Origin of the sequence: Massilia timonae CCUG 45783 (genome assembly GCF_000315425.1) — a bacterium.
GTDB classification, from domain to species: domain Bacteria; phylum Pseudomonadota; class Gammaproteobacteria; order Burkholderiales; family Burkholderiaceae_D; genus Telluria; species Telluria timonae.
Window position 1 is genome coordinate 1,665,630 of sequence record NZ_JH992922.1, and the last position, 14,707, is coordinate 1,680,336.

Annotated in this window: 15 protein-coding genes; 13 read left to right on the forward strand and 2 right to left on the reverse strand. The window is 66.9% G+C overall.

What is annotated here, in order from left to right; all coding sequences use genetic code 11:
- Positions 1–217: 217 nt before the first annotated feature.
- Both HMPREF9710_RS07060 and paaX read right to left on the reverse strand, forming a co-directional pair.
- Positions 218–1,351 carry a M14 family metallopeptidase gene (locus HMPREF9710_RS07060; RefSeq protein WP_005665149.1) on the reverse strand — a complete coding sequence of 378 codons (1,134 nt, stop codon included), beginning with the start codon at positions 1,349–1,351 and terminating at the stop codon, positions 218–220.
- A gap of 76 nt (positions 1,352–1,427) precedes the next feature.
- Complete coding sequence (gene paaX, locus HMPREF9710_RS07065; RefSeq protein ID WP_005665151.1) at positions 1,428–2,363, reverse strand: phenylacetic acid degradation operon negative regulatory protein PaaX; 936 nt, start codon at positions 2,361–2,363, stop codon at positions 1,428–1,430.
- 117 nt (positions 2,364–2,480) lie between these two features.
- On the opposite strand from paaX, the gene paaA reads away from it, so the two are divergent.
- From paaA to HMPREF9710_RS07130, 13 genes are read left to right on the forward strand one after another with little or no spacing between them, the layout of a single operon-like run.
- Positions 2,481–3,470, forward strand: coding sequence for a 1,2-phenylacetyl-CoA epoxidase subunit PaaA (gene paaA / locus HMPREF9710_RS07070; protein WP_005665155.1), 990 nt, complete (start codon positions 2,481–2,483; stop codon positions 3,468–3,470).
- A gap of 48 nt (positions 3,471–3,518) precedes the next feature.
- A complete protein-coding gene (paaB, locus tag HMPREF9710_RS07075; RefSeq protein ID WP_005665159.1) occupies positions 3,519–3,803 on the forward strand; it encodes a 1,2-phenylacetyl-CoA epoxidase subunit PaaB in 285 nt (94 codons plus the stop codon).
- 20 nt (positions 3,804–3,823) lie between these two features.
- On the forward strand, positions 3,824–4,576 hold the full coding sequence (paaC, locus tag HMPREF9710_RS07080) for a 1,2-phenylacetyl-CoA epoxidase subunit PaaC (protein WP_005665161.1): 753 nt from the start codon (positions 3,824–3,826) through the stop codon (positions 4,574–4,576).
- Positions 4,576–5,088 (forward strand): 1,2-phenylacetyl-CoA epoxidase subunit PaaD, encoded by a 513-nt coding sequence (gene paaD, locus HMPREF9710_RS07085; protein ID WP_005665162.1) that lies wholly within the window; start codon positions 4,576–4,578, stop codon positions 5,086–5,088. Before paaC ends, paaD begins: the two co-directional genes overlap by 1 nt.
- A 19-nt stretch (positions 5,089–5,107) precedes the next feature.
- Positions 5,108–6,184 (forward strand): 1,2-phenylacetyl-CoA epoxidase subunit PaaE, encoded by a 1,077-nt coding sequence (paaE, locus tag HMPREF9710_RS07090; protein WP_005665164.1) that lies wholly within the window; start codon positions 5,108–5,110, stop codon positions 6,182–6,184.
- A gap of 22 nt (positions 6,185–6,206) precedes the next feature.
- Positions 6,207–6,998 (forward strand): 2-(1,2-epoxy-1,2-dihydrophenyl)acetyl-CoA isomerase PaaG, encoded by a 792-nt coding sequence (gene paaG, locus HMPREF9710_RS07095; protein ID WP_005665165.1) that lies wholly within the window; start codon positions 6,207–6,209, stop codon positions 6,996–6,998.
- Between the two features lie 2 nt (positions 6,999–7,000).
- Positions 7,001–8,530: a 3-hydroxyacyl-CoA dehydrogenase PaaH gene (gene paaH / locus HMPREF9710_RS07100; protein ID WP_005665167.1), complete on the forward strand. Its 1,530-nt coding sequence runs from the start codon at positions 7,001–7,003 to the stop codon at positions 8,528–8,530.
- The gene (gene paaI / locus HMPREF9710_RS07105) at positions 8,520–8,957 is read left to right on the forward strand and encodes a hydroxyphenylacetyl-CoA thioesterase PaaI (RefSeq protein ID WP_005665169.1); all 438 of its coding nucleotides are present in this window, start codon (positions 8,520–8,522) and stop codon (positions 8,955–8,957) included. The genes paaH and paaI overlap by 11 nt, the downstream gene beginning before the upstream one ends.
- Positions 8,958–8,982: 25 nt before the next feature.
- Positions 8,983–10,296 carry a phenylacetate--CoA ligase PaaK gene (gene paaK / locus HMPREF9710_RS07110; RefSeq protein ID WP_005665171.1) on the forward strand — a complete coding sequence of 438 codons (1,314 nt, stop codon included), beginning with the start codon at positions 8,983–8,985 and terminating at the stop codon, positions 10,294–10,296.
- A 12-nt stretch (positions 10,297–10,308) separates the two neighbouring features.
- Positions 10,309–11,514 (forward strand): 3-oxoadipyl-CoA thiolase, encoded by a 1,206-nt coding sequence (gene pcaF / locus HMPREF9710_RS07115; protein WP_005665173.1) that lies wholly within the window; start codon positions 10,309–10,311, stop codon positions 11,512–11,514.
- 2 nt (positions 11,515–11,516) lie between these two features.
- Complete coding sequence (gene paaY / locus HMPREF9710_RS07120) at positions 11,517–12,116, forward strand: phenylacetic acid degradation protein PaaY (protein WP_005665175.1); 600 nt, start codon at positions 11,517–11,519, stop codon at positions 12,114–12,116.
- 23 nt (positions 12,117–12,139) lie between these two features.
- Entirely contained in the window at positions 12,140–14,191 is a 2,052-nt protein-coding gene (gene paaZ / locus HMPREF9710_RS07125) for a phenylacetic acid degradation bifunctional protein PaaZ (RefSeq protein WP_005665177.1), read from the forward strand.
- Positions 14,192–14,232: 41 nt separating this feature from the next.
- Complete coding sequence (locus HMPREF9710_RS07130; protein ID WP_005665178.1) at positions 14,233–14,700, forward strand: cupin domain-containing protein; 468 nt, start codon at positions 14,233–14,235, stop codon at positions 14,698–14,700.
- The last annotated feature ends 7 nt before the right edge of the window (positions 14,701–14,707 follow it).

The following is a 14,707-nucleotide window of genomic DNA, read 5'->3' on the forward strand; positions in this document are numbered from 1 at the left end:
CGCTGGGCATCCCGCACGGGTCGATGGCCGATCCGATGGCCGGCTAGATCCGCCTGAGCTGGCGGGGGACTGTGGGCCAGGCCGGTCGCGCTCCTGATCGCCCTGCAGACGGTCGGTATCTGCCATGCGCCTGGCCCCGTTCGGCGCGGCGCTCTGACCCTGGCGCCAATAAAAAACGCCCCGCCATGCGGGGCGTCGTCGCGACAGTGGGGCGTGCTTACTTGATCGCGCGGATCGCGTTCAGCACCGGCTGCAGCACCGCCGCGCCCAGGCGCGCACTGCGGGCGCCATCCCAGCCGACTTGCGGATCCGGATCGTTGGCGTTGTCCTTGAACGGCAGTTCCAGCGTCAGCGACAGGCAGCCGAAGGCGTGGGTGATGTGCGGCGAACCCATGGTCAGGGTTTCTGCGGTGTACGGCGTGGCGCCGTAGCCGTGCACGTCCTGGAAGTCCGGGCTGGCGATCTTGAAGTCGGCGATGAAGCGGTCCTGCGCTTCGCCTTGCTCCTGCGTGAAGTTCGGCAGCGATTCGCTGCCGGCCACGAACACATAGGGCAGGCCTTCGTCGCCGTGCACGTCCAGGCACAGGTCGACACCGGTCTCGTGCATCTTCTGCAGCACCAGGAACACCTCGGGGCTGCGCTCCATGCTCGGATTGAGCCACTCGCGGTTCAGGTTCGCGCCGGCTGCGTTGGTGCGCAGGTTGCCGCGCACCGAGCCGTCCGGGTTCATGTTCGGCACCACGTAGAACACCGACTCTTTCAGCAGCTGGCGCCCGAACGGGTGGGCCGGATCGAGCAGCGCGTCGAGCATGCCCTCGACGAACCATTCGGCCATCGTCTCGCCCGGGTGCTGGCGTGCGATCACCCACACTTTCTTTTTACCTTCGGCCGGCTCGCCGATCACCAGCATGTTCAGGTCGCGGCCGTCGACGGTCGAGCCCAGGTCGAGCATGCGCACGTTTTCAGACATCTGGGCGCGGTCGAGCAACTCAAGGTGGCGCTCCCACGAATACGGCTCGAAATAAGCGTAGTAGACGCTGTCCATGCCCGGGGTGTGCTCGATGGTGAGCACCTGGCCATCGAACGTGGTCGGCACGCGGAACCAGTTCACGCGGTCGTAGCTCGCCATCGCCTGGTAGCCTTCCCAGCCGGCCGGATAGGCGGCCTTGCCGGCGTTGAGCAGGCGGATGGTGCAGGCTTCGCCCTGCGCGCCCTGCAGGCGGAAGTAGAACCACTGGATGATGTCGGCGTGCGAGTCCTTGCGGATGTTCAGGTCGATGGCGTTGGCGCTGGTGGCGTTCACGACCTCGATGGCGCCAGCGTCGAATTGGCTGCTGATCTTGATAGACATGGTGTTGTCCTGTGTTGGGAAAGGCGTCAAAGCATCGATGATACCCGCTTTTGGACGTGCTCTTGTGCGCCGGGTCTCAGTCCCGCAATCCGCCGAAGCGGCCGTAATAGGCGGCGTCAGCCTCGGGCGTCGCCGCGTCTTCCTTGCGCAGCATCGCCAGCACGTGCTCCTCGGCGCGCGCGTGGCACAGGCGGTAGATCTCGCGCGCCAGCGCATAGGCGTCGGCCCCGGGCCACGGCTGCGGCAGCAGGGCCAGCGGCAGCATCGGGTCGTGCAACTGCACGCGGCGGTAGGCGTGGATCAGCAGGGTGCGGATCGCGAACGCATGCTCGGGCGTCACGTCGTCCTTGCCCAGCATGTCGGGCAGCGGCGCGAAGCGGTCGATGAAGCCGCGATAGGCGCCCACCACCGCATTCAGGTTCCAGCAGTCGCCCACCAGCTCGGGCAGCGGACGCGCGTCCATGCCGGGCAGCTCGTCGACCTGGCACACGAAGACCTTGTCGGTGGCGTCCGCGCGCGCCAGGATCTCGCGCAGCGTGTCGCGCTCGGGCGCGGGATGCGCCATCACGCCGGTGGCCAGCATCGCGAAGCCTTCCCACTCGAGTTCCTTGCGCAGCAGGGTGCGCAGCTCGCTGTCGATGCTGCCGCTCTTGCCATGCGGCGCCAGCACGAAGGTCCAGCGCCCGTCCCAGTCCAGGCCCGGCGCCGAATAGATGCGCCGGTTGGCGCGCTCGAAGCGGGGCAGCGCCTTCGGCTCGATCGCATAGCGGCTGCGCCGGCCTTCGCGGCTGGCCGTCAGCCAGCCTTCCTGCACCAGGCGGAACACGCTGGTGCGCACCAGCCGGTCGCCGACGCCCAGCGGGCCCACCAGCTCGATCATGCTGCCCAGCCAGAAGGCGCCGCCGTGCGGCGCGATCGTGTCGCCGCACACGGTCACCACGAGCGACTTGTGGCGCGGCGGATCGAGGGCCAGGTCGTGGGCGATCCATTCAGTGCTGGACAGTCGTTTCATGATTCCGGTCAATTTTTGGTGCTGCGATATGATTCAAAATTATTGTGTACATCAAGTTTTTTGTATCGTATTATGATTTGGACGGGTTTGCAATTGGTGAGAACCACGGGGGAAGCTATGTACGCACAGATGGTGGAGACCGGCCTCAAGAAAGTCCGCACAGAACAGGACATGAGCGCCGAAGAGCAGGCGTTCCAGGCGCGCATCGACGCCGGGATCAAGATCGAACCAAAGGACTGGATGCCGGAAGCGTACCGCAAGACGCTGATCCGCCAGATTTCGCAGCACGCGCATTCCGAGATCGTCGGCCAGCTCCCGGAAGGCAATTGGGTGACGCGTGCGCCGACCCTGCAGCGCAAGTCGGTCCTGTTGGCCAAGATCCAGGACGAGGCCGGCCACGGCCTGTACCTGTACAGCGCCGCCGAGACGCTGGGCGTCTCGCGCGACGAGCTGCTGCAAGCCCTGCACGCCGGCAAGGCCAAGTACTCGAGCATCTTCAACTATCCGACCCTGAGCTGGGCCGACATGGGCGCGATCGGCTGGCTGGTGGACGGCTCGGCCATCATCAACCAGATCCCGCTGTGCCGCTGCTCGTATGGGCCGTATGCGCGCGCCATGGTCCGCGTCTGCAAGGAAGAATCCTTCCACGCGCGCCAGGGCTACGACATCATGATGGCGCTGGCCAGGGGCACGCCGGAACAGAAGGCGATGGCCCAGGATGCGCTGAACCGCTGGTGGTGGCCGTCCCTGATGATGTTCGGCCCGTCGGACGCCGAATCGGTCAACAGCGCGCAATCGACGGCCTGGCGCATCAAGCTGTTCTCGAACGACGAGCTGCGCCAGCGCATGGTCGACCAGACCGTGCCGCAGGCCGAATACCTGGGCCTGACGGTTCCCGATCCCGACCTCAAATGGAACGCCGAACGCGGCTCCTACGATTTCGGCGAGATCGACTGGTCCGAGTTCCATAACGTCCTGAAGGGCAACGGCCCCTGCAACCGCGAGCGCCTGCGCACGCGCGTGAAAGCCTGGGACGACGGCGAATGGTTCCGCGACGCCCTGGTCGCCCACGCCGACAAGCAAGCCGCCAAAAAAAACGCCGCATAAAGAGACGCGTCCGACTCACGCCGGCATACCGTAACAACGGAGACAACAATGAGCAAAGAATGGCCCCTGTGGGAAGTCTTCATCCGCAGCCAGCACGGCCTCGCCCACAAGCACGTCGGCAGCCTGCACGCCCCTGACGCCGAAATGGCGATCAACAACGCCCGCGACGTCTACACCCGCCGCAACGAAGGCGTCTCGATCTGGGTCGCGCGCGCCGCCGACATCGTCGCCAGCAGCCCTTCCGACAAGGAAGCGCTGTTCGATCCGGCCAACAGCAAGGTCTACCGCCACCCGACCTTCTTCCCGATGCCGGAAGAAGTCAAGAACCTGTGAGTCCTGTGGAGACCGATGCGATGGACGCCAAATTCCAGTACCTGCTGCGCCAGGGCGACAACGCCCTGATCCTGTCCCAGCAGCTGTGCCAGCTGGTCGGCAAGGGCCCCGCGCTCGAAGAAGACATGGCCCTGTCCAACGTCGCCCTCGACCTGCTGGGCCAAACCCGCATGTGGCTGACGTATGCCGGCGAACTCGAAGGCAGGGGCCGCGACGAAGACCGGCTGGCTTTTCTCCGCGACGCCATCGAGTACCGCAACTGCCTGCTGGTCGAGCAGCCCAACGGCAGCTACGCCGACACCTTGATGCGCCAGTTCCTGTTCGACACCTGGCACTACTTCCTGATGGACGGCCTGACCCGCTCGAGCGACGAGCGCATCCGCGAGATCGCCGCCAAGTCGATCAAGGAAGTCACTTACCACCTGCGCCGCAGCGGCGACCTGGTGGTGCGCCTGGGCGACGGCACCGACCAGAGCCGCGCCATGATGCAGACCGCGCTCGACGAGCTGTGGATGTACAGCGGCGAGATGTTCCTCTACGACGAGATCGACAACGCGATGGTGGAGCAGGGCGTGGCGCCGGGGGTGGAGCTGTTGCGCAAGCAGTCCCTCGACCACATGGCCGAGGTCTTCACCGACGCCACCCTGGCCATGCCGTCGCCGGACGCCTGGATGCAGCGCGGCGGCAAGCAGGGCCGCCACAGCGAACGCCTCGGCTTCATCCTGGCCGAGATGCAGTTCCTGCAGCGCGCCTATCCCGGAGCGGCCTGGTAATGACCGCGCTCGACGTCTCGGTCGAACAGGTGTGGGAATGGCTCGGCGAGGTCGCCGATCCGGAGATCCCGGTCATCTCGGTGGTCGACCTCGGCATCGTGCGCGCCGTGCGCCTGGAAGGCGAGGCATGCGTGGTCACGATCACGCCGACCTACTCCGGCTGCCCGGCGATGCAGGTGATCGCCGATTCGGTCAGCGCAGCCTTGAACGCGCATGGCATCGAGGATGTCCGCATCGAGAGCCGCCTGTCGCCCGCCTGGACCACCGACTGGATGAGCGCGGCCGGCAAGGCGGCATTGAAAGGCTACGGCATCGCGCCGCCGGTGCAGCAGGCGATCGACATCAGCGGCCTGCACGCCGGCATCCGCCGCCGCGCCGCGCCCGACGTCGCCTGCCCGCACTGTAGCTCGCCGCACACCCAACTGACCAGCGAGTTCGGCTCGACCCCATGCAAGGCGCTGTACAAGTGCCTCGACTGCCGCGAGCCTTTCGACTACTTCAAATGCCACTGAGTTGTCCAATGAGGCCAGCATGAGCAAGTTCTATCCACTGACCGTCTCGAAGGTGAAGCACGAGACGCGCGACGCCATCGCCGTCACCTTCGACGTCCCGCCCGAGCTGAAGGACACCTTCGCCTACCGCCAGGGCCAGTACCTGACGCTGCGCACCACCATCGACGGCGAAGACGTGCGCCGCTCGTATTCGATCTGCTCGGCCGTGCAGGACGCGCAGTTGCGGGTGGCGATCAAGCGCTGCAGCGGCGGGGTATTCTCGGGCTGGGCCAACGACAGCCTGCAGCCCGGCGCCACGCTGGACGTGATGCCGCCCAGCGGCAACTTCAACGTGCCGCTCGATGCGACGAGCAGCCGCCATTACCTGGCCTTCGCCGCCGGCAGCGGCATCACGCCGATCCTGTCGATCGTGAAGACCACGCTGCAGGCCGAACCCCAGAGCCGTTTCACCATCGTCTACGGCAACCGCGCCTCATCGAGCGTGATCTTCCGGGATGAGTTGACCGACCTGAAGGACCAGTACATGGGCCGCCTGCGCCTGGTGTACGTGATGAGCCGCGAGCAGCAGGACATCGAGCTGTTCAACGGCCGCATCACCGAAGACAAGTGCAGCCAGTTCCTGCGTCACTGGATCGACATCAAGGACATCGACGTCGCCTTCATCTGCGGCCCGGAAGACATGATGCATGGCGTTTCGCGCGCGCTGCAGGGAGCGGGTCTGCCGAAGGAACAGATCCGGATCGAACTGTTCGCCGCCAGCGCGCCGGCGCGCGAGCGCACGCCGCGCGCCGCGCAAGCGGAGGCACGACACCTCACCGAAGTGACCGTGATCATGGACGGCAGCGCCGCCAGCTTCACAATGGACAAGGACAAGGAATCGCTGCTGGACGCCGGCCTGCGCGCCGGGCTTGACATGCGCTACTCGTGCAAGGGCGGCGTGTGCTCGACCTGCCGCTGCAAGGTGCTCGATGGCGAGGTCGAGATGGACGTGAACTACGCGCTCGAAGACTACGAAGTGGCGCGCGGCTTCGTGCTGAGCTGCCAGAGCTTCCCGGTCACCGACAAGGTGGTGGTCGATTTCGATATCCACGAATAAGAACCTGATAACGGAGACAACCATGAGCTATGAATCGATCATGTTCAAGATCGAGAACGGCATCGCGCTCCTGACGCTGAGCCGCCCCGACCGCCTGAACAGCTTCACCCAGGCCATGCACCTCGAAGTGCGCGATGCGCTGCAACGCGTGCAGGCCGACAAATCGGTCCGCGTGCTGGTCCTGACCGGCGCCGGCCGCGGCTTTTGCGCCGGCCAGGACCTGTCCGACCGCGCCGTCGACCCGGGCGCCCCCAGCGTCGACCTGGGCGAATCGGTCGAAAAATTCTATGCCCCGCTGGTGCTCACCCTGAAGAACCTGCCGATGCCGGTCATCTGCGCCGTCAACGGCGTGGCCGCCGGCGCCGGCGCCAACCTGGCGCTGGCCTGCGACATCGTGCTGGCAGCGAAGTCGGCCAGCTTCATCGAGGCCTTCAGCAAACTGGGCCTGATCCCGGACACCGGCGGCACCTGGCACCTGCCGCGCCTGATCGGCCATGCCCGCGCCATGGGACTGGCCATGCTGGGCGAAAAGCTCAGCGCCGAGAAGGCCGAGGAGTGGGGCCTGATCTGGCGCTGCGTGCCCGACGAAGCCCTGATGATTGAAGCGATGGCGATGGCCGAGCACTTCGCCGCCGCGCCAACAAAAGGGCTGGCCTTCACCAAGAAAGCCTTCCAGGCCAGCCAAGCCAACTCGCTCGAAGACCAGTTGCAGCTCGAGGCCGGCATGATGCGCGAACTCGGCTACAGCCACGATTACCGCGAAGGCGTCGCCGCCTTCATGGCCAAGCGCACGCCGCATTTCAAGGGAGAGTGAGCATGCACGCCATCTCTCCAGGCAGCACGGTCGCGGTGATCGGCAGCGGCGCCATGGGCGCCGGCATCGCCCAGGTGGCGGCCACCGCCGGCCACCAGGTCCTGCTGTTCGATACCCGGCCTGACGCCGCCGACAAGGCCATCCTCGAGATCGGCAAGACCTATGCGAAGCTGGTCGAGAAGGGCCGCATGGGCGCGGTCGAATCCGACCTGGCGCGCGAACGCCTCAAGCGCATCGCGTCACCGCAGGAAGCCGCCGGCGCCGTCCTCGTGATCGAGGCCATCGTCGAGAACCTGGACGCCAAGCGCGCCCTGTTCGCCGAGCTGGAAGGCGTCGTCGGCCGGCACTGCATCCTGGCCACCAATACCTCCTCGATCTCGGTCACGGCGATCGGCGCGCAACTGCGACACCCCGAACGCCTGGTCGGCATGCATTTCTTTAATCCGGTGCCGCTGATGGCGCTGGTCGAAGTCATCAGCGGCCTGGCGACAAGCCGCGACGCCGCGAACGTCGTCCACGCCGTTGCGGAAAGCTGGGGCAAGAGCCCGGTGCACGCCAAGTCGACGCCCGGCTTCATCGTCAACCGTGTCGCCCGGCCGTACTACGCCGAAGCCCTGCGCCTGCTGCTCGAACAAGCCGCCGACGTGGCGACGCTGGACGCCGTGATGCGCGATTGCGGCGGATTCCGCATGGGCCCCTTCGAGCTGATGGACCTGATCGGCCACGACGTCAACTTCTCGGTCACCAACTCGGTGTTCGCCGCCTATTACAACGATCCGCGCTTCACGCCCTCGATCCTGCAGCAGGAACTCGTCAGCGCCGGCTTCCTGGGCCGCAAGACGGGGCGCGGTTTCTACCGCTATGGCGACGATGTTCCCAAGCCGGCGCCGCAGACCGAGGCGGCAGGCAGCAAGCCGTCGGCAGTGCGCTACGCCGGTGCGCGAGGTGCGGTCGATGCGGTCGCCGGTCGCCTGCGCGGCGCCGGCCTGGAACCGGTCGCCATCGAAGCGGCGCCGGGCCTGTATTGCGAAGGCGCCGCGATCTACCTGACCGATGGCCGCAGCGCCACCGAGCGCGCCGAGGCCGACGGCCACCGCGACACGATCCTGTTCGACCTGCTGCTCGACCCGGCGGGCGCCACCCGCATCGCGCTGGCGCGCGCCGACCAGTGCAGCGACACTGCCTGGCAGGCCGCGGTCGGGCTGTTCCAGGCCGCCGGTTTCGCGGTGACGCGGCTGGACGACGTGCCCGGCATGGCCGTGATGCGCACCGTGGCGATGCTGGCCAACGAGGCGGCCGACGCGGTCAACCAGGGCGTGTGCAGCGCCCGCGCGGTCGACATCGCGATGCAGAAGGGCGTGAACTACCCACGCGGCCCGCTGGCCTGGGCCGACACGATCGGCTTGCGCCAGGTCGTCACCGTGCTGGCCAACCTGGCCGCCACCTATGGCGAAGACCGCTACCGCGTGTCGCCGCTGCTGCGCCGCAAGCTGGCTGCCGATCCGCAGGGAGCGCGTTTCCATGCACAGTAGCGCACAAGGGCTGGCCGAACTGGCCGGCCGCACGATGTACGAACGCGATCCGGTCAGCCAGGGCCTCGGCATGCAGCTGCTCGAGATCCGCCCCGGCTATGCGCGCATGTCGATGAAGGTGCGCGACGACATGCTCAACGGCCACGCCACCTGCCACGGCGGCTACATCTTCATGCTGGCCGACAGCGCCTTCGCCTTCGCCTGCAACTCGCACAACTTCAATACCGTCGGCGCCGGCTGCACCATCGACTACCTCGCTCCCGGGCGACCCGGCGACGTGCTGGTGGCCGAGGCCGTGGAGCAGGCGCTGCAGGGCAAGACCGGCGTCTACGACGTCGCCGTGACGGACCAGGACGGGCGCACGATCGCGCTGTTCCGGGGCAAGTCGCACCGCGTGGCCGGCACCCTGGTGCCGCTGGACGCGTGAATCAACACGTATAAAGGAGATCGAGATGGTCCAACGCATTCCGCTTGATGGCGAGCTGGAACCGATCGAACGCGCCAGCCGCGACGAGCTGCAGGCGCTCCAGCTGCAGCGCCTGCAGTGGACGCTCAGGCACGCCTACGACAACGTGCCGCACTACCGCGCCGCGTTCGACGAGGCGGGCGTGCATCCCAGCGACCTGAAGACCTTGGCCGACCTGGCCAAATTCCCGTTCACCGAGAAGAAGACGCTGCGCGACAACTACCCGTTCGGCCTGTTCGCCGTGCCGCGCGAGCAGGTGGTGCGCGTGCACGCTTCGTCGGGCACCACCGGCAAGCCGACCGTGGTCGGCTACACGCAGAACGACATCGACACCTGGGCCAACGTCGTGGCGCGTTCGATCCGCGCCGCCGGCGGGCGCAGGGGCGACCTGGTGCACATCTCCTACGGCTATGGCCTGTTCACCGGCGGCCTGGGCGCCCACTATGGCGCCGAGCGCCTGGGCTGCACCGTGATCCCGATGTCGGGCGGCCAGACCGAGAAGCAGGTGCAGCTGATCTGCGACTTCAAGCCATCGATCATCATGGTCACGCCCTCGTACATGCTCAATATCGTCGAGGAGTTCACGCGCCAGGGTCTCGATCCGGCGCAGTCTTCGCTGAAGGTCGGCATCTTCGGCGCCGAGCCGTGGACCGACGCGATGCGGCGCGAGATCGAGGCGCGCGCCGGCATCGATGCGGTTGACATCTATGGCCTGTCCGAAGTGATGGGGCCGGGCGTGGCCAGCGAATGCATCGAGAGCAAGGACGGCCCCGTGATCTGGGAAGACCATTTTTATCCCGAGATCATCGACCCCGACACCGGCGAAGTGCTGCCGGACGGTGAAGAAGGAGAACTGGTGTTCACCTCGCTCACCAAGGAAGCGCTGCCCATCATCCGCTACCGCACGCGCGACCTGACCCGTTTGCTGGCGCCGACCTCGCGTGCGATGCGCCGCATGGGCCGCATTACCGGCCGTTCGGACGATATGCTGATCATCCGCGGCGTGAACGTGTTCCCGAGCCAGATCGAAGAATTGATTCTCAAGATGCCGGCACTGGCGCCGCAGTACCAGCTGGTGGTGGCGCGCGACGGCCATCTCGACACGCTCGAGGTGCTGGGCGAGCTGCGTGATTCAAGCCTGCCTTCGGACAGCGTCGACGCGCTGTGCCGCGACCTCCAGCACTGCATCAAGACCTATGTCGGCGTGACCACCCGCGTGACCCTGCTGCCGCCGCAAGGCATCGAGCGCACCCTGACCGGCAAGGCCAGGCGCGTGGTCGACCGCCGTCCAAAACCATAACTGGAGATTTTCATGATCGACGCCTTCATCGTTGACGCCGTCCGCACCCCCTTCGGCCGCTACGGCGGCGCCCTGTCCAGCATCCGCGCCGACGATCTTGGCGCGCTGCCGATCGCGGCGCTGATGGCCCGCAACAAGGATGTCGACTGGACGGCGGTCGACGACCTGTTCTACGGCTGCGCCAACCAGGCCGGCGAAGACAACCGCAACGTCGGCCGCATGGCCGCGCTGCTGGCCGGCCTGCCGCAAGACGTGCCGGCCAACACCATCAACCGCCTGTGCGGCTCGGGCATGGACGCCGTGGGCACCGCCGCGCGCGCCATCAAGGCCGGCGAGGCGCAACTCGTGATCGCCGGCGGTGTCGAAAGCATGACCCGGGCGCCGTTCGTGATGGGCAAGGCCGACAGCGCGTTCTCGCGCGCGGCGAAGATCGAAGACACGACCCTCGGCTGGCGCTTCGTCAACCCGGCGATGAAGGCGAAGTACGGCATCGACTCGATGCCCGAGACCGCCGAGAACGTGGCGCGCGAATTCGGCATCGCCCGCGCCGACCAGGATGCCTTCGCCCTGCGCAGCCAGCAGCGCTGGGCGCGCGCGAACGAAGAGGGATTCTTCAGGGACGAGATCGTGCCGGTGACGGTGGCCCTCAAGAAAGGCGAGTCGCGCGTGGTCGACACCGACGAGCAGCCGCGCCCCGACACCAGCATCGAAGCGCTGGCCAAATTGAAGGGCGTGGTGACGCCGGACGGCTCGGTCAGCGCCGGCAATGCCTCGAGCCTGAACGACGGCGCCTGCGCACTGCTGCTGGCCTCGAGCGAAGCCGCCGGCCGCCACGGCTTGACCCCGCGCGCGCGCGTGGTCGGCATGGCCACCGCTGGCCTGGCGCCGCGCATCATGGGTTATGGACCGACGCCGGCAGTGAAAAAGCTGCTGGCCCAGACCGGCCTCACGCTCGACCAGATGGACGTGATCGAGCTGAACGAAGCCTTCGCCGCCCAGGGCCTGGCCGTCACGCGCGCCCTCGGCCTGGCGGACGACGACATTCGCGTCAACCCGAACGGCGGCGCGATCGCCATCGGCCATCCGCTGGGCGCCTCCGGCGCGCGCCTGGTGATGACGGCCGTGAACCAGTTGCACCGCACGGGTGGCCGCTACGCCCTGTGCACGATGTGCATCGGCGTCGGCCAGGGCATCGCGTTGATCGTGGAGAGAACATAAGGATGGTGAAGGTTTACGAAATCGACGGCGTGCGTCCGGTCGTGCATCCGAGCGCCTATGTCCACCCGTCGGCGGTATTGATCGGCGACGTGATCGTCGGCCCGCGCTGCTATATCGGGCCGCTGGCCTCGCTGCGCGGCGACTTCGGCCGCCTGATCCTGGAAGAGGGCGCCAACCTGCAGGATACCTGCGTGATGCACGGTTTTCCGGGCGAAGATACCGTGGTCGAGGTCGACGGCCATATCGGCCACGGCGCCGTGCTGCACGGCTGCCGCGTCAAGCGCAACGCCATGGTCGGCATGAACGCGGTGGTAATGGACAAGGCGGTCGTCGGCGAAGAGTCGATCGTGGCCGCGATGAGCTTCGTGAAGGCGGGGATGGTGATCCCGCCACGCTCGATGGTGATGGGCATGCCCGCGAAAGTCGTGCGTGAGCTCACCGTCGAGGACGTGCAATGGAAGAGCTTCGGCACCCGCCAGTATCACGAATTGGCCGTGCGCTCGCTGCAGACCATGCGTGAGGTCGAGGCGGATACCGAAGTGGAACCGGACCGGCAGCGCATCGCATTCGACGCCGACGGCATGCACAAGCCGAGAGTCTGAAGAGATAAACGAGGAGACAGAACATGGGTGACATCCCGACACTACAAAGCCTGATCGCCGGCCGCTGGCACGGCCAGGAAGCGCACACCGCGCTGCACAGCGCCCTCGACGACGCGCTGATCTATCACACGCACGCCGAGAAAATCGATTTCGACGAGGCGCTCGCTTTCGCGCGCAAGACCGGCAGCAAGAGCCTGATGCGCCTGGACTTCCAGAAGCGCGCGCAATGCCTGAAGGCGCTGGCGCTCTACCTCATGGAGCGCAAGGAAGAACTGTATGAAATCTCGCACCTGACCGGCGCCACGCGCCAGGACAGCTGGGTGGACGTCGAAGGCGGCATCGGCACCCTGTTCGCCTATGCCAGCATGGGCTCGCGCGAGCTGCCGTCGTCGAACGTGCTGCACGAAGGCCCGGCCATGGCGCTGGGCAAGCGCGGCGGCTTCGCCGGCACCCACATCCTGGTGCCGCGCGGCGGCGTGGCGGTGCACATCAACGCCTTCAACTTTCCGATCTGGGGCCTGCTCGAAAAATTCGCGCCGAGCTTCCTGGCGGCCATGCCCTGCATCGCCAAGCCGGCCACCGCCACCAGCTACCTCACCCACGCCGTGGTCAGGATGATGATGGCGTCGAATCTGCTGCCCGATGGCGCGCTGCAGCTCGTGATCGGCAGCACCGGCGACCTGCTCGATCGCCTGCAGGGCTTCGATGCCGTCACCTTCACCGGCTCGGCCGACACCGCCGCCAAGCTGCGTTCGAACCAGAACCTGATCCGCGCATCGGTGCCGTTCACGGCCGAAGCCGACTCGCTCAACTGCGCGATCCTGGCGCCGGACGTCACGCCCGACGACCCGGAGTTCGACCTGTTCGTGAAGGAAGTGGCGCGCGAAATGACCGGCAAGGCCGGCCAGAAGTGCACCGCGATCCGGCGCGTGATCGTGCCGGAGGCGCTGGTCGATGCGGTCGGCGCACGCCTGCGCGAACGCCTGGCGAAGATCACGGTCGGCAACCCAAAAGTGGAGGGCGTGCGCATGGGCGCCCTGGCCTCGAAAGACCAGCACCGCGACGTGAGCGAGCGGGTCGAGCTGCTCGCGCGCGGCAACGAGGTCCTGTTCAGCGCGCGCGACGGCTTCAATCCGGTCGGCGACAACGTCGCCAGCGGCGCCTTCTTCGCGCCGACCTTGCTGCTGTGCCGCAACGCCATGGACAACGACGCCGTGCACGACGTGGAAGCCTTCGGCCCGGTCAGCACCCTGATGACTTACCGCGACATCGACGAAGCGCTGGAGCTGGCCGCGCGCGGCAAGGGCAGCCTGGTGACGACGCTCGCCACCAAGGACCCGGCAATCGCGGCGCATGCGGTGCCGGTTGCCGCGGCCTCGCATGGCCGCGTGCTGATCCTGGACCGTGAAGCCGCGGTGGACAGCACCGGCCACGGCTCGCCGCTGCCGCAACTGAAGCACGGCGGTCCGGGCCGCGCCGGCGGCGGCGAGGAGCTGGGCGGCATCCGCGCCGTCAAGCACTTCCTGCAGCGCGCGGCGGTGCAGGGTTCGCCGACCATGCTGGGAGCGGTCACTGGCGAGTACGTGCGCGGTGGCGCCGTCAAGGAAAGCGAGATCCATCCGTTCCGCCGCTACTTCGAAGACCTGGAGATGGGTCATTCTCTCTTGACGCACCGCCGCACGGTGAGCGAAGCCGACATCGTCAATTTCGGCGGCGTCTCGGGCGACTACTTCTACATGCACTTCGACGAGATCGCGGCGAAAGACACGCAGTTCGGCCAGCGCATCGCGCACGGCTACTTCGTGCTGTCGGCGGCGGCCGGCCTGTTCGTGTCGCCGGCGCCGGGCCCGGTGCTGGCCAACTACGGCCTGGACAACCTGCGCTTCGTGGCGCCGGTGGCGATCGGCGACACCATCCGCGCGCGCCTGACCTGCAAGCGCAAGGTCGACCGCAACCGCGCGGATGAGCAGGGCAGGGGACAGGGCGTGGTGGCGTGGGACGTGCAGGTGACGAACCAGCGCGACGAACTGGTGGCGAGCTACGATATCCTGACGCTGGTACTGAAGCGCGCCTGACCGCGCGCCTCACTCATTCAGGGCAGCCGAAAGGACGTGCGATGTCGAGACTCGATCTGAACAGTATTCCGGTGTTGAGCGGCACCGGCTATCCGGCGCCATTTCATGAGGCGGTGGACGGCCGCACGCGCCAGGCGTTGGGCGATGCAGGCGGCCTGACGCAATTCGGCGTCAACCTGGTCGAGCTGCAGCCTGGCGCCGCATCGTCGCAGCGCCACTGGCACTCGCACGAGGACGAATTCGTCACGGTCATCTCGGGGGAACTCGTGCTCGTCACGGATGAGGGAGAGACCGTGATGCGCGCGGGCGACCACGCTGCTTTCCCGGCCGGGCGTCCGAATGGCCACCAACTGGTCAACCGCAGCTGGGGACCGGGCGTGTTTCTCGTGATCGGGTCGCGCAACATGGCCGACGTGGTGACCTATGCGGACATCGACATGCGCTTTGAGCAGGCGTCGAACGCCTATCTGCACAAGGACGGGACGCCTTATCCGAAACGGGACGCCTAGCGCCTGG